This is a genomic window from Rhizobium sp. USDA 3886, from assembly GCF_056279785.1.
The window spans coordinates 3,939,794-3,956,940 of record NZ_JBWCDC010000001.1 but is presented as its reverse complement, the minus strand read 5'-3'; the positions used below and the strand labels follow the sequence as shown (position 1 = coordinate 3,956,940).

Annotated in this window: 20 protein-coding genes; 13 read left to right on the top strand and 7 right to left on the bottom strand. The window is 60.5% G+C overall.

All coding sequences use genetic code 11. The features are described 5' to 3' along the window. Nucleotides 1–18: 18 nt before the first annotated feature. The 4 genes from ACZ9BX_RS19795 to ybgC form a co-directional block, all read right to left on the bottom strand. Nucleotides 19–1,146 carry a hypothetical protein gene (locus tag ACZ9BX_RS19795; RefSeq protein ID WP_476219768.1) on the bottom strand — a complete coding sequence of 376 codons (1,128 nt, stop codon included), beginning with the start codon at nt 1,144–1,146 and terminating at the stop codon, nt 19–21. Nucleotides 1,147–1,154: 8 nt separating this feature from the next. After that, nucleotides 1,155–1,610: a protein TolR gene (gene tolR, locus ACZ9BX_RS19790; RefSeq protein ID WP_022715756.1), complete on the bottom strand. Its 456-nt coding sequence runs from the start codon at nt 1,608–1,610 to the stop codon at nt 1,155–1,157. A gap of 18 nt (nt 1,611–1,628) precedes the next feature. Beyond that, complete coding sequence (gene tolQ / locus ACZ9BX_RS19785; protein ID WP_027508117.1) at nt 1,629–2,348, bottom strand: protein TolQ; 720 nt, start codon at nt 2,346–2,348, stop codon at nt 1,629–1,631. A 393-nt stretch (nt 2,349–2,741) separates the two neighbouring features. Continuing rightward, a complete protein-coding gene (gene ybgC, locus ACZ9BX_RS19780) occupies nt 2,742–3,197 on the bottom strand; it encodes a tol-pal system-associated acyl-CoA thioesterase (RefSeq protein WP_476220076.1) in 456 nt (151 codons plus the stop codon). A gap of 115 nt (nt 3,198–3,312) precedes the next feature. Here ybgC and ACZ9BX_RS19775 point away from each other — a divergent pair, with 115 nt between their 5' ends. The 6 genes from ACZ9BX_RS19775 to ACZ9BX_RS19750 all read left to right on the top strand — a co-directional run bounded on the left by ACZ9BX_RS19775 (nt 3,313) and on the right by ACZ9BX_RS19750 (nt 8,759). Then, nucleotides 3,313–4,533, top strand: a complete 1,221-nt coding sequence (locus ACZ9BX_RS19775; RefSeq protein ID WP_476219765.1) for an NAD-dependent epimerase/dehydratase family protein — start codon at nt 3,313–3,315, stop codon at nt 4,531–4,533. A gap of 2 nt (nt 4,534–4,535) precedes the next feature. Next, entirely contained in the window at nt 4,536–5,384 is an 849-nt protein-coding gene (locus ACZ9BX_RS19770) for a glycosyltransferase (protein ID WP_476219763.1), read from the top strand. After that, on the top strand, nt 5,381–6,289 hold the full coding sequence (locus ACZ9BX_RS19765; RefSeq protein ID WP_476219761.1) for an NAD-dependent epimerase/dehydratase family protein: 909 nt from the start codon (nt 5,381–5,383) through the stop codon (nt 6,287–6,289). The genes ACZ9BX_RS19770 and ACZ9BX_RS19765 overlap by 4 nt, the downstream gene beginning before the upstream one ends. A gap of 70 nt (nt 6,290–6,359) precedes the next feature. Next, nucleotides 6,360–6,956, top strand: coding sequence for a 5-formyltetrahydrofolate cyclo-ligase (locus tag ACZ9BX_RS19760; RefSeq protein ID WP_476219759.1), 597 nt, complete (start codon nt 6,360–6,362; stop codon nt 6,954–6,956). A 3-nt stretch (nt 6,957–6,959) separates the two neighbouring features. Continuing rightward, a complete protein-coding gene (locus ACZ9BX_RS19755) occupies nt 6,960–7,784 on the top strand; it encodes a TIGR00282 family metallophosphoesterase (RefSeq protein ID WP_132562546.1) in 825 nt (274 codons plus the stop codon). 135 nt (nt 7,785–7,919) lie between these two features. Continuing rightward, nucleotides 7,920–8,759 carry an MBL fold metallo-hydrolase gene (locus tag ACZ9BX_RS19750; RefSeq protein WP_476219757.1) on the top strand — a complete coding sequence of 280 codons (840 nt, stop codon included), beginning with the start codon at nt 7,920–7,922 and terminating at the stop codon, nt 8,757–8,759. Nucleotides 8,760–8,799: 40 nt separating this feature from the next. Here ACZ9BX_RS19750 and ACZ9BX_RS19745 read toward each other — a convergent pair whose 3' ends face one another. Next, nucleotides 8,800–9,303, bottom strand: a complete 504-nt coding sequence (locus ACZ9BX_RS19745) for a pyridoxamine 5'-phosphate oxidase family protein (RefSeq protein WP_476219755.1) — start codon at nt 9,301–9,303, stop codon at nt 8,800–8,802. Nucleotides 9,304–9,478: 175 nt separating this feature from the next. Here ACZ9BX_RS19745 and ACZ9BX_RS19740 point away from each other — a divergent pair, with 175 nt between their 5' ends. Next, nucleotides 9,479–10,225 carry a YebC/PmpR family DNA-binding transcriptional regulator gene (locus ACZ9BX_RS19740; protein WP_476219753.1) on the top strand — a complete coding sequence of 249 codons (747 nt, stop codon included), beginning with the start codon at nt 9,479–9,481 and terminating at the stop codon, nt 10,223–10,225. A gap of 57 nt (nt 10,226–10,282) precedes the next feature. On the opposite strand, the gene ACZ9BX_RS19735 is transcribed toward ACZ9BX_RS19740, so the two are convergent. Both ACZ9BX_RS19735 and ACZ9BX_RS19730 read right to left on the bottom strand, forming a co-directional pair. Then, a complete protein-coding gene (locus tag ACZ9BX_RS19735; RefSeq protein WP_476219751.1) occupies nt 10,283–11,284 on the bottom strand; it encodes an LLM class flavin-dependent oxidoreductase in 1,002 nt (333 codons plus the stop codon). A gap of 115 nt (nt 11,285–11,399) precedes the next feature. Then, nucleotides 11,400–13,727: a methyl-accepting chemotaxis protein gene (locus tag ACZ9BX_RS19730; RefSeq protein WP_476219749.1), complete on the bottom strand. Its 2,328-nt coding sequence runs from the start codon at nt 13,725–13,727 to the stop codon at nt 11,400–11,402. Nucleotides 13,728–13,961: 234 nt separating this feature from the next. On the opposite strand from ACZ9BX_RS19730, the gene ruvC reads away from it, so the two are divergent. The 6 genes from ruvC to ruvB all read left to right on the top strand — a co-directional run bounded on the left by ruvC (nt 13,962) and on the right by ruvB (nt 17,133). After that, nucleotides 13,962–14,474, top strand: a complete 513-nt coding sequence (gene ruvC / locus ACZ9BX_RS19725; RefSeq protein ID WP_027508105.1) for a crossover junction endodeoxyribonuclease RuvC — start codon at nt 13,962–13,964, stop codon at nt 14,472–14,474. Nucleotides 14,475–14,536: 62 nt separating this feature from the next. After that, a complete protein-coding gene (locus ACZ9BX_RS19720; RefSeq protein WP_027508104.1) occupies nt 14,537–14,788 on the top strand; it encodes an AbrB/MazE/SpoVT family DNA-binding domain-containing protein in 252 nt (83 codons plus the stop codon). Continuing rightward, nucleotides 14,788–15,201: a type II toxin-antitoxin system VapC family toxin gene (locus ACZ9BX_RS19715; RefSeq protein WP_476219745.1), complete on the top strand. Its 414-nt coding sequence runs from the start codon at nt 14,788–14,790 to the stop codon at nt 15,199–15,201. The genes ACZ9BX_RS19720 and ACZ9BX_RS19715 overlap by 1 nt, the downstream gene beginning before the upstream one ends. 11 nt (nt 15,202–15,212) lie before the next feature. Next, nucleotides 15,213–15,827 carry a Holliday junction branch migration protein RuvA gene (ruvA, locus tag ACZ9BX_RS19710; protein WP_476219743.1) on the top strand — a complete coding sequence of 205 codons (615 nt, stop codon included), beginning with the start codon at nt 15,213–15,215 and terminating at the stop codon, nt 15,825–15,827. Continuing rightward, nucleotides 15,824–16,096 carry a hypothetical protein gene (locus ACZ9BX_RS19705; protein WP_476219742.1) on the top strand — a complete coding sequence of 91 codons (273 nt, stop codon included), beginning with the start codon at nt 15,824–15,826 and terminating at the stop codon, nt 16,094–16,096. Before ruvA ends, ACZ9BX_RS19705 begins: the two co-directional genes overlap by 4 nt. After that, a complete protein-coding gene (gene ruvB, locus ACZ9BX_RS19700; protein ID WP_027508100.1) occupies nt 16,093–17,133 on the top strand; it encodes a Holliday junction branch migration DNA helicase RuvB in 1,041 nt (346 codons plus the stop codon). The genes ACZ9BX_RS19705 and ruvB overlap by 4 nt, the downstream gene beginning before the upstream one ends. Nucleotides 17,134–17,147 lie beyond the last annotated feature (14 nt).

The following is a 17,147-nucleotide window of genomic DNA, read 5'->3' as shown; positions in this document are numbered from 1 at the left end:
GAACAAGCCTTTCAGCATTTAAAGGGCCATCTGACTGGGGTCGAAGTTCACGATGACTTCGCTCCACGCGTCATATTTGTCTTTCGGAAGGTTGGTGAACGGAGCAGACCGTTTGACGGCACGATAGGCACCGCCAGCAAGTGCCCGGCGCGTGGATTCGTTGCCGCCGGTCGCTTCGACCTCGGGGTCTCCGATGATCTCGCCATTCTCGTCCAACTTCATGTGGACGGTGATGCGGACCTGGTCCATGTCCGCAAGGCCGGGAATGATCTGCCAGTTGCCGGCAATCGCGTTGCGCAGCGCATCCATCTCGCTCATGCTGAGTTTGGAGCCGGTATTGTTCGACTTCTTGGCACCCAGCGAGGCGACTTCCGTCGAGCGCTTCGCGCCGCCGTTCGACGGATCCTGCTTGTTCAACAGCGCTGCAATGTCGTCGGCATTGAAATCGCTCTGCTTCGAGGACGAGGCCTTCGCCTTCTCCTGCACTTTGTCGGCTTTCTTCTTGTCAGGCTGCTTGTCGGCCGTCTTCTGCTGGTCCTGCGCCTTTTCCGGCGGTTTTTCCGCGGGCTTCTGCTCCGGCGGCTTCACCTGCGGCTTGGCGACCGGCGTCGGAACGTTGTCCGGCAGCGCCTCGGCTTCCGGCTTCGGCGGCTCGGCTGGTTCGGCAGGCATTTCTTCCGGCTTCGGCGGGGTCGGTGCAACCTCCGGCTTGGTTTCCGGGATCGACGCGACCGCCTTCGGCTCATCGACGACCGTATCCTCCTTCATGATCTCCTTCACCTCGTTGGGAACGGGATCATTCTGGGGAAGCGGCTTCTCGACGGCTTTCGGTGCCGCGGTGCTCTCGTTGTTGTTCGGCTTCGCGTTCGGGATCGGCGGCGTCTTTAGGTCGATCTTGTTGTCGCCGAGGTTCTCGGCGTCCGCAACATCAGCAGGTTTGGAAGTCGGCTTCGGTGCCGGCTTGTCGTTCGGCTTTGCCGTCTTGTCACCCTGCTGCATCTGGGTGATCGATTCGACCGGCACCAGATCGACCGGCATCGCTTCGAAGTCATCGACCTTGAACGACTCCGGCGAACCAATGGTCACCAGAGCCGCGGCGAGCACCAGTCCGTGCAGAACAGCAGATGTGACGACACTGGTCTTCATCTTGCTTTCTACTGGTCCTTCTTCTGCTGGGTGACGAGACCGATATTCTTGAAGCCCGCACCCTGGATGCGCGCCATGACATCGGCGATCACGCCGTAAGGCGCCGTCGCATCACCACGCACGAAGATGCGTTCGTTGTAGCCCGTGGTCGCGATCGCCTCGAGCTTGGCGGCGATCTCTTCGGCCGGGATCGGCGTTTCCTGCAGGAACACCGCGCCGTCGTTCTTGACGGAAATGGTGATCGGCTGCGTTTCGGAATTGAGCGCCTTGGCCTGCGTTTCCGGCAGGTCGATCGGCACGCCGACGGTCATCATCGGCGCCGCCACCATGAAGATGATGAGCAGCACGAGCATGACGTCGACGAGCGGCGTCACGTTGATCTCGGAAATAACACCCTTGTTCCGGCCACCACGGCGGCGGCGACCGCCGCCTCCGCCGTTATTGCCTCCAACAGCCATACCCATAATCGTGTACTCCGTCGGTTATTGTGCGGCCTGACGCGGCTGCAGCTTCTCATCGATCTGGCGCGAAAGGATGGCGGAGAACTCGTCCGCAAAGCCTTCCATGCGGCCAGAGAGCTTGCCGGCATCCGCGGAGAACTTGTTGTAGGCGATAACCGCCGGGATAGCGGCCACGAGGCCGATCGCGGTGGCGAGAAGCGCTTCGGCGATACCCGGGGCAACGACCGCGAGGTTGGTCGACTTCGAACCGGCGATTGCCTGGAACGAAGTCATGATACCGACGACCGTACCGAAGAGACCAATGAACGGACCGGCCGAACCGATCGTCGCGAGCGAGCCGAGGCGGGCGGAAAGAAATTCCGTTTCACGGGCGAGCGTCACGTCCATCGCCCGGTCGATACGCATCTGCAGACCGATCGGCGAGCGCGCACCGCGTTCGAAGGACTTCTTCCACTCGCGCATGGCGGCAACGAAGATCGAAGCAAGGCCGGTATTGTTGCGTTCGGAAAGCGTGCGGTAGAGCTCTTCCAGCGACTGCCCCGACCAGAAGACCTGCTCGAACTTGTCGAACTGGCGCCGGGCGCGGCCATAGGCCAGATATTTGTCGATGACGATCGCCCAAGTCCAGACGGAGGCTGCGATCAGCCCGAGCATGACCAGCTTGACGACGATGCCTGCCTGCATGAACAACGACCAGAGGCTGACGTCGGCCGTTGCTGCTGCCAATCCTACTTGTTCCATTTATCAAAATCCCCGAATCCAAACGCCCGGTGCTTGACCGGGCGGCACAGAAAGTGATCTCGCAAGAATTGTCTGGCGACCGCCGCCCAAAGCCCTGGTCAAGCTTAAAGCTCTTCTTCCGCCTTCCTTGCCGTCAAATTTGGTCAAAGGAAGGCGTGCACCGCACAATCTCTGACTTTCCAAGTAAGACACTATTATGGTTAATAGATCGTTAGTGCCAGAGTATGACGGCAAAGCTTAACCAGCTGAATTTTTCTTCCCGGCTTGGCACGAAGAGACCGAAGTCCGGCGACGGAATGCCGCGCAATCCTTGCAGCGCTGAATTCCTTCACATGAAAGTCATGTTTTTGCAAGGCCCGCGTTTGCTCAATTCTGCATGTCTGGAACGCGCGTTTAGCCGTCTTGCGTCTCGATTTGCATCCGCCTCGCCAACGCCTCTGGCAACCGGCGCGGCCTTCCCTTGGCGTTGATGACGGCGATGATCACTTTGGCGGCGATAAGCGGCGTTTCGCCGCGGCGGATTTCTTGGCTGAGCACCATCTTCGCGCCGCCGGCCTTCTCGGTGCACGTGACGATGGTGAGAATATCGTCCATGCGCGCCGGGTTTCTGAAGTCGATTTCCATACGGTGAACGACGAAGACAAGCCCTTCCTCGTCGGCGGTGATCAGCTCACGCTGCTCGACGCCCAGGCAGCGCAGATAGTCGGTACGGCCGCGCTCGAGGAAATGCAGGTAGCGCGCATGATAGACCAAGCCGGAGAAATCGGTGTCTTCATAGTAGACGCGCTGGATCAGCTGGTGCCCCGTCTCCGTCAGCTTGCCTGAAATGGAAAAGCCGTTATCCGCCATAATTTTCTCCAAACTCGCATGCCTGTTGGCGAGGCGCAGCAACGCCCTAGCTTTGAACAATCGTCACAATTCTTAAGTATTCCCGATAGTGGATGAACATACAGGAGGCAATGCCATGAAGATTGCGGTGATGGGCGGAGATGGGTTCATTGGCTGGCCGACATCGCTGCATCTCTCGGACGCGGGGCATGACGTCCACATTCTCGACAATCTCTCGCGGCGCTGGATCGATACCGAACTCGGCGTGCAATCACTGACGCCGATGGATTCCATTCAGGAGCGCACCCGCATCTGGCATGCCGAAACCGGGCGGCGCATCCATTTCAATCTGATCGACCTCGCCAAGGACTACGAGCTTCTCAAGAAGTGGCTTGCCGAAAACCGGCCGGATGCCATCGTCCATTTCGCCGAACAGCGCGCCGCGCCCTATTCGATGAAGAGCGACCGGCACAAAAACTACACCGTCAACAACAACGTCAGCGCCACGCATAACCTTTTGAATGCACTCGTCGAATTGCAGTTTGACGCCCATTTGATCCACCTCGGCACGATGGGCGTCTACGGCTATTCGACGGTCGGCGCCGCGATCCCCGAGGGCTACCTGACCGTCGGCGTCGAAACGGCAGATGGCGAGATGGCGAGCCAGGAAATCCTCTATCCGTCCAATCCCGGCTCGATTTACCATATGACCAAGTGCCTGGATCAGCTGCTCCTCCAGTTCTATGCGAAGAACGACGCGCTGCGCATCACCGACCTGCACCAGGGCATCGTGTGGGGCACGCACACCGAACAGACACGCCGCCATCCGCAACTGATCAACCGTTTCGATTATGACGGCGACTATGGCACCGTGCTGAACCGATTTCTCATCCAAGCGGCAATCGGTTATCCGCTCACCATCCACGGCACAGGCGGACAGACGCGCGCCTTCATCCATATCCAGGATTCTGTCCGCTGCATCGAGCTTGCGCTGAAGAACCCGCCGGCCCGCGGCTCCCGTGTCGAGATCTTCAATCAGATGACTGAGACACACCGTGTGCGCGATCTTGCCGAGATGATCGCCAGGATGAGCGGCGCAAAGATCGCCTGGCTTCCCAACCCCCGCAAGGAAGCGCCGGAAAACGATCTGATCGTCAGGAACGAGAAATTCCGCGATCTGGGGCTCGATCCGATCACGCTCGAAGCCGGCCTGCTCAGCGAGATCGTCGACGTCGCCAGGAAATTTGCCTACCGCGTCGATCGCTCCCGCGTTCCCGCCGTCTCTGCGTGGACGAAGGACATCGCCGCCACGATCAACCGCGACCCGGAAGGCAAGCGGCTGAAATCGGTGTCGTGAGTATGGAAGTGATCTCCGTCAACCCACAAAAAACGCCCTCATCCCGCCATGCCTACATCACCCTCGTCACGAATGCAGACTATGTCATGGGCGCGACCGCGCTAGCGCGCTCCCTCCGGCTCACAAAGACCGCGGCCGATATCGTCGTGCTGCATACCGGCGGCGTGAAGGGAAGCACCCTCGCCCCACTTGCTGATCTCGGCTGCCGCCTCATCGAAGTCGCGCACCTTCCGCTTTCCGATGCCTTCAACGAGCGTCATGCCCGCGGCCAGCTCCATTCCGCCGCCCCCTTCACCAAGGGTCGCAAGCCGGATTTTCATTCGCCGCTCGACAATTTCTGCAAGCTGCGCCTCTGGCAGTTGACCGAATATGAGCGCGTCGTCTTCATCGACGCTGATGCCATCGTGTTGAAGAATATCGACAAGCTCTTCGGCTACCCCGAATTTTCCGCCGCCCCCAATGTCTATGAAACACTGGCCGACTTCCGCCGCATGAATTCCGGCGTCTTCGTCGCGAGGCCTTCCGAGGAAACGTTTGGCCGGATGCTCACCATGCTCGACCAGCCCGACGCCTTCTGGCAGCGGACCGATCAGACCTTCCTCCAGGCCTTCTTCCCGGATTGGCACGGCCTGCCCGTCTATTTCAACATGCTGCAATATGTATGGTTCACCATGCCCGCGCTTTGGGACTGGAAGAGCATTTCAGTCCTGCATTACCAATATGAAAAGCCATGGGAGAAGGATCATCCGAAGGCGGCGATTCTCAAGCCGCTGATCGAGTTCTGGCACTCCGTCCATGCCGGCAATGACCTGCCGGATATTGCGGCCATGACGAATCCGGAGACGGCATGAAGGTATTGGTATCTGGCGGGACGGGCTTGGTGGGACGCTATATCGTCGAAGAGCTGCTTGCCGCCGGATATTCGGTCATCATCGGCGGACGCCGCGCGCCATTGCCCCGCCTGTTCTCGCGTCCCGTCGAATTCGCCCCGCTTTCGCTCGATCCCGACAAGGAACACATCGAGGCCTTCGACGACGCCTATTTCTTCGTGCATGCCGCTTTCAGCCACCTGCTCGGACAATATCGTGGCGGCGAAGGCGATGATCCGGGAGGCTTCAGCCGCCTGAACCTTGACGGCACGGTGAAGCTCTTCGACACCGCCAGGCGCGCCGGCACCCGCCGCTGTATCTTCATCTCCAGTCGTGCCGTCTATCAGAACGCAGCGCCCGGCACCGTCCTGACAGAGGACATGCTGCCGGAGCCAGACACGCTTTATGGGGAGGTGAAGCTCGCCGGCGAGCGAGCGCTCGCCCATCTGGCCGGACCGGGCTTCGCGGCGGCCAGCCTGCGCGCCACCGGCGTCTACGGCGACCTGCTTCCGAACAAATGGTCCGGCCTCATCGACGATTACCTCAGCGGCAGGCCGGCGCCCGTCCGGGCCGGAACGGAAGTTCACGGCCGCGACCTCGGCCGCGCCGTGCGGCTGATGCTGGAGACGGAAAGCGCCCGCATCTCCGGCGAGGTCTTCAATGTTTCTGACGTCGTCGCCGATACCCGCGATATCCTGTCGGTCGTGCAGCGGGAAACCGGCTGCCCGAATCCTCTGCCTGCCTCAGCAGACAAGGCTGCCGTCGGTCAGATGAGCACCGAAAAACTGGAGGCGCTTGGCTGGCTGCTGGGCGGCAAGGCGCTGTTCGAGCAAACGATCCGGCAACTGACAGGCGCATTGCAGCAACGCAAATTTCACCAAATCTAATCGGCTCCACCAAAGCCAGTGCCGCTGTCACGGGATTGCAAAGGCCCGCCAGCGGTTTATGGTCCGGTCCATGCAGCAGACGATATCCAAGGAACTCAAAGCCCAGATGCGTGCCGAACGGCTCGCGCTGCGCGACGTAATCCCGCTTGAGGCGCGTATCGAGAAGAGCTTGGCAATGGCGGAGCACGCGGGCGAGGCCGTGGCTTTCGATCCCGGCACGATCATTTCGGGCTTCATGCCGATCCGCTCGGAGGCCGATATCCGGCCGCTGATGGCGCGCTTTCAGGCGCGCGGAGCCCGCCTCTGCGTTCCGGCCATCCTCGACCGTCAGATGATCGTCTTCCGTGAGCTCCTGCGTGGCGAGCCGCTCGTTGCCACAGGCTTCGGCACTGCCGGACCGGGACCGGAGGCCGCGGTTCTCGATCCGGAAATCATGCTCGTGCCACTGTCGGCCTTCGACGATCGCGGCCACCGCATCGGCTACGGCGCTGGTCACTACGACCGCGCAATCCACCGTCTGCGGCAAAAAGGCGTGCGTCCGAAGCTGATCGGCATTGCATTCGACTGCCAGGAAGTGGCACATGTGCCCGACGAGCCGCATGACATAAGCCTGGATGCCATCCTGACAGAAAGCGGCCTTCGCTTTTTTGCTTCTTGGATCGGATAAGGAATGCGTCTGCTTTTTCTGGGTGACATGGTCGGCAAGACGGGGCGGACGGCGGTATGGGATCGCCTGCCCGGCCTGGTTTCCGACCTAAAACTCGACTTCGTGATCGTCAACGGCGAAAATGCCGCGGGCGGTTTCGGCATCACGGAAGACATCTTCCTCGAGACGATCAATGCGGGAGCCGACGTCGTCACCACCGGCAACCACGTCTGGGACCAGAAGGAAGCGGTCGCCTTTGCGGGCCGCCACGATCAGTTCCTCCGCCCGGCTAATTACCCGCAGGGAACGCCCGGCCGCGGCTCGGGACTCTTTTATGCGCGAAACGGAGCACGCGTGCTCGTGGCAAACATCATGGGCCGCGTCTTCATGCATCCGGAGCTCGACGATCCCTTCAAATCCGCCGAGACGATCCTCGACGCCTGCCCGCTCAAGGAACAGGCCGATGCGATCATCTTCGACTTCCATGCGGAGGCAACGAGCGAAAAGCAGTGCTTCGGCCATTTCGTCGACGGCCGCGCCACCTTCGTCGTCGGCACGCATACGCATGTGCCGACTGCCGACCATCAGATATTGAACGGCGGCACGGCCTATATGTCGGATGCCGGCATGTGTGGCGACTACGACTCTTCGCTCGGCATGGACAAGGAAGAGCCGCTGAACCGCTTCATCTCCAAGATGCCGAAGGGACGTATGGAAGCCGCCACCGGCCCTGCCACGATCTGCGGCGTCGGCGTCGAGATTTCCGATGCCACCGGGCTTGCGGAAAAGATCGCGCCGCTGCGGATTGGTCCGCGGCTGGCGGAGACGATTCCGGAATTCTGGCGGTAGGCGAACGGCACGCCTCATTACGCGGCACGGCACGCCACCCATCCACCCAACACGCAATTGTGAGCGCTCTCCATCTGGACCGCCGCGGTGCCTTGCCGCATCCTCGGCGCACCGTGAAAGCGCCGGAGGGGTGGCATGAAGCCGCAATTGCTTATCCTCGCTATCGCATGCCTCGTGCCCTTTGCCCTGCCCCGCGCGGCGGCCGCACAAACCGAACCCAAACCCGTCAGTCAGTGCCAAGCGATCGCCCAGGCAACCCCCAAGGCCACATTCGTGAGCTTTTCCGGCGACGCGCCTATCATGCCTGCAGTTTCGGAAGGCGAGGATGTCAAGCTGACCTTCCTTGGGCATTCCACCTTCGAAATCGAAACGCCGGGCGGCATCGTCATCGCAACGGATTTCAACGGCTGGTACCGGCCGGTCGTGACGCCTGACGTGGTGACGATGAACCGGGCGCACACAACGCACTACACGCTGACGCCAGATCCGGCGATCAAGCACGTGCTGCATGGCTGGAGCGATGTGCCCGGCGAAAAGGCAGACATCGACCTGATGATCGGCGATGCCTATATCCGCAACGTCACGACGGATATCCGCGGCGGCTACAGCGCGCCGCAGAACGATGGAAACTCAATCTTCATCTTCGAGATCGCCGGCCTCTGCATCGGCCATCTCGGTCACCTACACTATGAACTGACCGATGCCCACTATACCGAGATCGGCCGCCTGGATATCGTCATGGTGCCGGTCGACGGCGGCCTGACTATGGGCGCCGACAGCATGAGCCGCGTCATCAAGCGCCTGCGCTCGTCGCTGATCCTGCCGATGCACCGCCGCGGCCCGCCGGTCGAGCGCTTTGTGTCGATGTTCGGTAAGGATTTCGACATCAGCTATGCGCCTGACGACACGATTACCGTTTCCATGCGATCCCTCCCCAGGAAGCCGCTCATTTATGTCATGAAGGGCGCTCTATAGAGGAGACCAGAAAGCCTGAGACCTCTGGGCTCTGTCGGCATTAGGCAAATTGCAGATGCCGTTTGATGCCCACGTCGGGCATCTTGTCGTCACTGAGATTGGCCTTCGCGATCTCCCAGCCGAACTTCAGCTTGCTGCCGATCGAAACCCAGATCTCGGCATCGTCCACATGCATGGCAAGCATTGTCAGCTTCGGATCCTTCTTGCCGTTCTCGTACCAGGCGGCAACGACCGAATTCCAATACTGCCCGATCCTCGAAGGATCCGGCCGGACCTCGATCTTGCCTGCCAGGCTGGCGTGGTAGTCGTGATCCTTGCCTATGACGCAGAAATGCGCACGCGTTCCCGGTTTGACGGCGCGGGCAATGTCGGCATCGGATTTTGTATAGAACCAGATGGTATTTGTCTTCGGATCGGCATGCGGAGCCATCGGCTGCATGTGCATGTCGACGCCATCGATGCCGAGCATTCCTGCCGAAACATCGTTCACCTGATCCCAAAGCTGCTGTGCCGGATGTTCGCGCGCTTCGCTAAAGCTTGCCATGGCCTTCCCCTTCCCTTCGGGCTTTTCAAGCCTTCAAACGTCACGTCTGCCGCTTTGTTCCGCAGCTTTTCGCCCACCCAGGGACTCAGGAACAAGCTGCTTTTCCCTTGAATGCGGTCCGCTTCGCTCTTATAAGGCCGTCCATTCCGAACAATGAGACGTGAACAGGGGTGCCATGGCTGGCCATTCACAGTTTAAAAACATCATGCATCGCAAGGGCCGTCAGGATGCCGTGCGGTCGAAAATGTTCTCCAAGCTCGCGCGTGAAATCACCGTTGCAGCCAAGGCCGGCCTGCCCGACCCGACGATGAACGCCCGCCTGCGCCTAGCAATCCAGAACGCCAAGGCACAGTCCATGCCGAAGGACAATATCGACCGCGCCATCAAGAAGGCGGCAGGCGCCGATAGCGAGAACTACGACGAAGTCCGCTACGAAGGCTATGGCCCAGGCGGCACGGCGATCATCGTCGAGGCGCTGACAGACAACCGCAACCGCACCGCCTCCAACGTCCGCTCAATCTTCACCAAGGCGGGCGGCGCGCTCGGCGAAACAGGCTCGGTTTCCTTCTCCTTCGATCACGTCGGCGAGATCACCTACAAGCTATCGGCCGGCGATGCCGACACGGTCATGGAAGCCGCGATCGAAGCCGGCGCCGATGACGTCGAGACCGACGGGGAAGGCCACACCATCACCTGCGCCTTCGAATCCCTCGGCGAAGTCGCCAAGGCGCTGGAAGGCACGCTTGGCGAAGCCGAAACCGTCAAGGCCGTCTGGCGCGCCCAGAACAGCGTGCCAGTGGACGAGGAAAAGGCCCAGTCGCTGATGAAGCTCATCGACAGCCTGGACGACGACGACGACGTGCAGAACGTCTATTCGAACTTCGAGGTTTCCGAGGAAGTGCTCGCCAAGCTTTCGGCTTGAGCATTCCAACGAACGAATTGAAGACCCGGCTGCGGAAACGCTGGCGGGTCTTTTGTCTTAAGCCGCAACTCTCATGAAATTCCTCAGTCCTGCAAACAGCTCGACCGATCTCAACCGCGCCTCGATGTCGTGTATCGGCATGGAGATGATGACCTCGTCCGCCCCGGTCTCCTTCAGGAATTCGGTGAGCTTCGCCTCTGCCGTCTTCGGTGAACCGACGACCGCGTAGCGTAGTGTGTGCTCGACATTCAGTTTCTCCATCGGCGACCAGAAGCCTTGCATGTCCTCGACCGGCCGCGGAAACGGACCACGGACGTTGCGGCGCAGGTTGACGAATTGCTGCTGCGCGGAGGTGAAATGATACTGCGCTTCCTCATCCGTCGGCGCGACGGAGCCCATGACGCCGGCCATCACATAAGGCTGGTCGAGCGAGGCCGAAGGCTGGAACTTGCTGCGGTAGATGTCGATCGCATCGAGCAGCAAATCCGGTGCGAAATGCGAGGCGAAGGCATAGGGCAGGCCGAGCATCGCCGCCAGCTGGGCGCTATAAAGACTGGAGCCAAGCAGCCAGATCGGCACATGCGAACTGTAGCCTGGAACGGCAAGGATCGCCTGGTTCTCAACCGGCTCACCCAGTAGCTGCTGCAGCTCGACGATATCGTTCGGGAAATTGTGGGCGCCCGCCTCCAGATTGCGACGGAGCGCCTGCGCCGTCCGCATATCCGTGCCGGGAGCGCGACCGAGCCCGAGATCGACGCGGCCCGGAAAAAGCGCCGACAATGTGCCGAACTGCTCGGCGATCACCAGCGGCGAATGGTTGGGCAGCATGATTCCGCCCGAGCCGATGCGAATGTGGTTTGTCGCGGCGCCGACATGGCTGATGACGACCGCAGTCGCGGCACTCGCGACACCCGGCATGCCGTGATGCTCCGCCAGCCAGAAGCGCTTGTAGCCGCACTCCTCCGCTTTCTGCGCCATGCGCGCCGAGCCTTCGAAGGATTGCTGGATCGTCGTGCCTTCGGCAACGGGCGAAAGATCGAGAATGGAAAAGGGAACCATAAAGAAAACCTGCCGGTGATTGGAAGGACAGGTCTATGTAGGTTCTGGAATCGCTCATTCCAAATCCCGCGGACAAAGAAAAAGGGCCGGTTTCCCGACCCTCGATCTCGCTATTTCAAGCCGTGTGCCGCCGGTGCCGAAGAATGTGGATTTCGGCGCCGTGATGATGATGATCGTGCGGCAGCGTGAAATTGCCGAGCTGGCGGTCCATCTCCACGGCCTCGGCCGCAAGGCGGTGGATCGCGGCTGTCGTTTCCTCCACCATCGCGGCATTCTGCTGCGTCATCGAGTCGAGTTCGGAAACGGCCTTGTTGATCTGGCGCAGCGTATCCGCCTCTTCACGGGTCGATTCCATGATCTCGTGAACCTGGCCATTGATGTGCTCGACATGGCTGCCGATGCCCGTCAGCGCCACACCTGCCCGCTCGACAAGCGACACGCCCGTCTCAACCTCATGGGTCGATTTCTGCAGCAGGCTCGCGATCTCCTTGGCGGCGCTCGATGAACGCTGCGCCAGTTCACGCACTTCCATCGCAACGACCGCAAAGCCCTTGCCGGATTCACCGGCGCGGGCCGCTTCGACGCCGGCATTGAGGGCCAGCAGGTTCGTCTGGAATGCGATGTCGTCGATGACGGAGATGATCGTGTTGATCTGCCGCGATGAGGACTGGATCGCCTCCATCGCCGCAATGGTCTCACGCATGATCTCGCCGGAGCCGGTGGTCTCCTTTTTCGCGTCGCGGGCAATGCGCTCCGCCTGTTCAGCGCGTTGGATCTGGACGCGAACGGACTGGGTGATCGCATCGATCGCATTGGCCGTTTCGGTGATCGACGCAGCCTGGCGCTCGGTGCGTCGGGCAAGGTCGTCGGCGCCGGTCCGCATCTCTTCCGAGCCGGAGCGCACTGCCATGGAGTTGCCGCCGATCGCCGTCATCGTCTCGCTGAGCGTGGCGAGCGCCTCGTTGAAGTTGACGCGCAGGCCTTCAAGCTCGTTCGGGAAACTCGTCTCGATCTGGTAGGCAAGGTCGCCGTTCGCCAGATGATGCAGACCCTCATCCAGAGCCTGGACGACATCTTGCAAGGTTTTCGCTTCAGCTTCGCGAAGAGCAAGGTTTTCTTGACGGTCGCGCTCGGCGCGGGCGCGGGTTGCAGCACTTGCCGCTTCCAGCTCGCGGCTTTCGATCAGTGATTGCCTGAATCGGGCAAGCGCCTTGGCCATCGTGCCGATTTCGTCCTGACGGTTCTGGCTGCCGATCTCGACATCCAGCTTGCCGCCGGCCACCTCGCGGGTATTGCAGGCAAGGCGCGCAAGCGGCGAGAAGAGCAACTTGGTGATGAGGCCCGTGGCAATCGCCATGACGACAAGCGCTGCGAGGCCAATCATGGTCAGCAGCGTCGCGATCTCGATCGAACCAGCATTGAGCTCGCTGACGAGCACGCTTTCGACGACGAGGAACCGCTCGCCCTGATAGGCGATGGAGCGGACATAGGCCCGGGCGGTGCCGTCGGGGCGCGCAAAGTCGTCGACTGTCATGCCGTTGCTGCTTGCAAGCGCGTCCTTCACGAAGGTGAACGGCGCCGTGTCAAGCGTCGCAAGCCGGCCTTCGGTATTGAGCCCGACCGCAGAACCGTCACTGGAAATAATGGCAGCCTGAGCCGTGCTGCCGGAAACTATACCCTTTGCCAGGATGCTGGTGATGATATCATTGCGCACCTTGAAAAGGATGATGCCCTTCGCCTGACCGAGCTTGATGATCGGCACTGCATAGAAGATCGCCGACTTGCCACTGGAGGAATCGACCCGCAGACCCGAGAATGCAGTCGGCGCGGAATTGTCCGTCGCCTTGGCCGTGTTCTCGACCGCTTTTGCAAATGCAATACCCGCACCTGTCGCCTTCCATGGATCGGCCTTCAGGTTCTCGGCGAAATTATCGTCCTTCTTGTAGGAATAGAGAACCGAGCCGTCGAGATCGGCAATCAGCAAGTCGCTGAAGGCGGTGTTCTCTAGGTCGCGGGCGACTTCGCCCTGGGTCTTCTCGTGGTTCGAGTAGTAGAAGCCGCTCGGCCCTTCCGGCTTCATCAGCCTCTCACGCTGATCCGCCGGATTCGGATTGTTGGTGATGAACACCTTTTTGAGGTCGCCTCGCGCGTCGCCCGACGATTTTTCGATCGTCTTCCAGCCGCTTTTCAGGCTGGTGATCGACATCTGCAGCGCCTCTATGCGCGCAATGGAACTCGCCTGGTTCTCAAGCTGCCCTAGTTGGTCCTGCAGCATGTCGCCGCGGAAGATGAGAACACTTTCCTTGGCCTTCAGAGCCTGCGCATCCGAGATGCGGCTGCTGGTGAAATAGCCGAGAACGCTGATCGCGCTCACAGCCAGTGCCGTGAGCAGGATGAATGTCGCGATAACCTTAAAGGACAGGGACTGAAATCTCTGAGCCATGACAACAACCCTTCCGGAGCGGCTTGCCGGCAGCGCAATCCCTGCCAGCTTGACCGAAAACAGAACACGGGGAGCCTTAACCTTTTGCAAAAGGCAGCTCCTCTCACATTTGAAGGGACTAGATTTCAGGCATCGGATTTAATTCGTGGTAAACGGCCTCCTACAAAAGAGGGAATGTTTTTGCTTTGTTCACATATTGGTGGCAGTTATTTTGCAACCGCAATAAGGTGAACTATGCAAAATACGATTCGCATCATCGGCATCGATCCCGGTCTGCGCCGCACCGGCTGGGGAATTATCGACACGCTCGGCAATTCGCTGCGCTTCGTGGCCTCCGGAACAGTGACCTCCGACGGCGACATGGACCTCGCCTCCCGCCTCTGCCAGTTGCACGACGGACTCGCCGAAATCGTGCATGGTTACAAGCCGGATGAGGCAGCCGTTGAGCAGACTTTCGTCAACAAGGATGCGGTTGCGACCCTGAAGCTCGGCCAAGCCCGCGGCATTGCGATGCTCGTGCCGGCGCGCGCCGGGCTGCAGGTATCGGAATATGCACCCAATGCCGTCAAGAAGGCCGTCATCGGTGTGGGCCACGGTGAGAAGCAACAAATCCACATGATGCTGAAAATCCTGATGCCGAAAGTTGAGTTCAAAGGCAACGACGCCGCCGATGCGCTCGCCATCGCCATCTGCCATGCCCATAACCGCGGCAGCAGCAGGATGCGCCTGGCGGCAGTGGCCGGCTGACATGCGTTCTTGCCTTGTTCTATTAGTAATGATAATTCTTACCGCATCAGTGGAGCAATCAGATGCGCGTTACCTCAAAGGGCCAAGTCACTATCCCTCGCGACCTGCGTGAGCTTGCAGGTATAGAGCTAAACAGCGAGGTGATCTTTTCGGTTGAGGGTGGAAAGTTGATTCTTGCACCAAAGAATGGAAAGCAGGAATTGGAAGATCGCGGTCGTCTCGATCGCTTCATGCAATCCCTCGATCGGCTTGAAGGAACCGGCGACCAGGCAATCGATGCCGAAGAACTTATGTCGATGACGCGGGACCGCTGATGGCAACGTTGATCGACACCAACGTTCTCGTCGACCTTGCGATCCCGACATCCGATTGGCATGGCTGGTCACGCCAGCGTGCTTTGGACGTCTTCAAGCGCGGTCCGGTCCTGATAAACCCGATCATCTACTCGGAGTTTTCCGTGCGCTATCGCGATATGGACGAAGTGGATCGCCTGCTGCCGCAGGATGAATTCCGCCGCGAGAATCTGCCTTGGGCCGCTGCGTTTGCGGCCGCCGCCGCCTTCCGCGTCTATCGGAAATCAGGCGGCGAGCGTGAGAGCATTCTTCCCGATTTTCTAATTGGCGCGCATGCGGCGATCCGCGGCTACACGGTTCTGACCCGTGATTCCAAAGGCTACCATTCCTATTTCCCATCGCTCGACCTCATTACACCCGAAACCCATCCCTGACGGACCTCTTCATGATCGGCAAGCTCAAAGGCACCATCGACGAAATCGGCGACGACCATGTACTTGTCGACGTCCACGGCGTTTGCTACGTCGCCAATTGCTCCGGCCGCACGCTGTCGAGGCTCGGTTCGCCGGGAGAAGCTTGCGCGCTTTTCATCGAGACTTATGTGCGTGAAGACCAGCTGAAGCTCTTCGGCTTCATGACCGCGTTGGAGCGCGAATGGTTCAACCTGCTGCAAAGCGTCCAGGGTGTCGGCGCGAAGGTGGCGCTCGCCATCCTCTCCATCCTGACGCCGAGCGAACTTGCCAATGCCATCGCCCTGCAGGACAGAACGGCCGTCTCCCGCGCTCAGGGTGTCGGCCCGAAGGTCGCGGTACGTATCGTCACCGAGTTGAAGAACAAGGCCCCCGCCTTTGCCGGCGAGGCGATCAATATCGGTCTCAAGCAGGAACTTGGCGAAGGTGTCGCTTCGGCACCCGTCTCCGATGCCGTCTCTGCGTTGACGAATCTCGGCTATTCGCGTGACCAGGCCGCCAATGCTGTTGCTGCTGCGATGAAAACGGCAGGCGAAGGTGCTGACAGCGCGAAACTGATCAGGTTGGGATTGAGGGAATTGGCGCGGTGATTGGCGAAAACCCGGTTTCTTGCCATGATGGTTTGAGTTACCCGCAACCGCAGATCATTGAGATGCTTCGCTTGCTTCTGGCTTCCGCTGAAGTTGTCGTTGAGCATGCCGATGAACTGAATATATTGGTAGCGGCGCAGAGCCCCCCGGAAACGAATCTCGCCGATTATCTCGTCGTGTGGGCAGGTCTCCGGGACGGTTGCCGGAAAGTCATCACATTTGATCGCAAGGCTGCTAGGGCGATTCCCGGAATGGAACTTCTCGCATGACCGAACCTGCCCGCCTGATATCGCCGGAAAAGCGGGGCGAAGATCTGGATGTGACGCTGCGTCCGCAGTCGCTGGACGAGTTCACCGGCCAGGCGGAGGCGCGAGCGAATCTGAAGGTCTTCATCGAAGCCGCCAAGAACCGCGGCGAGGCGCTGGACCATGTCCTCTTCGTGGGGCCGCCGGGCCTCGGCAAGACGACGCTGGCGCAGATCATGGCGAAGGAGCTCGGAGTCAACTTCCGCTCCACGTCCGGCCCGGTTATCGCGAAAGCCGGCGACCTTGCGGCGCTGCTGACGAATCTCGAAGAGCGCGACGTACTCTTCATCGATGAGATCCACCGCCTGAGCCCGGCCGTCGAGGAAATCCTGTATCCAGCGATGGAGGATTTCCAGCTGGACCTCATCATCGGCGAAGGCCCGGCCGCCCGCTCGGTGAAGATCGATCTCTCGAAATTCACCCTCGTTGCCGCGACCACGCGCCTCGGCCTCCTGACGACGCCCCTTCGCGACCGCTTCGGCATTCCGGTGCGTCTGAGCTTCTACACCGTGGAAGAACTGGAACTGATCGTGCGCCGCGGCGCCCGCCTCATGAATCTGCCGATGACCGACGACGGCGCCCGCGAAATTGCGCGCCGCGCCCGCGGCACGCCGCGCATCGCCGGCCGGCTGCTTCGCCGCGTGCGCGATTTCGCCGAAGTCGCCAAGGCCGAAGCCGTCACCCGCGAGATCGCCGACGAGGCGCTCACCCGCCTGCTCGTCGACAGCGTCGGCCTCGACCAGCTCGACAAGCGCTATCTCAACATGATCGCCGTCAATTTCGGCGGCGGCCCGGTCGGCATCGAAACGATCGCCGCTGGCCTCTCTGAACCGCGCGACGCGATCGAGGACATCATCGAACCTTACATGATCCAGCAGGGCTTCATCCAGCGCACGCCGCGTGGCCGTGTGCTGACCGCAACGGCCTGGAAACATCTCGGTATGCAGCCCCCGAAGGACCTCGAAGCCGCACAGTTCCGGCTGTTTCAGGAAGGCGATTGAGTGATCACCCGACG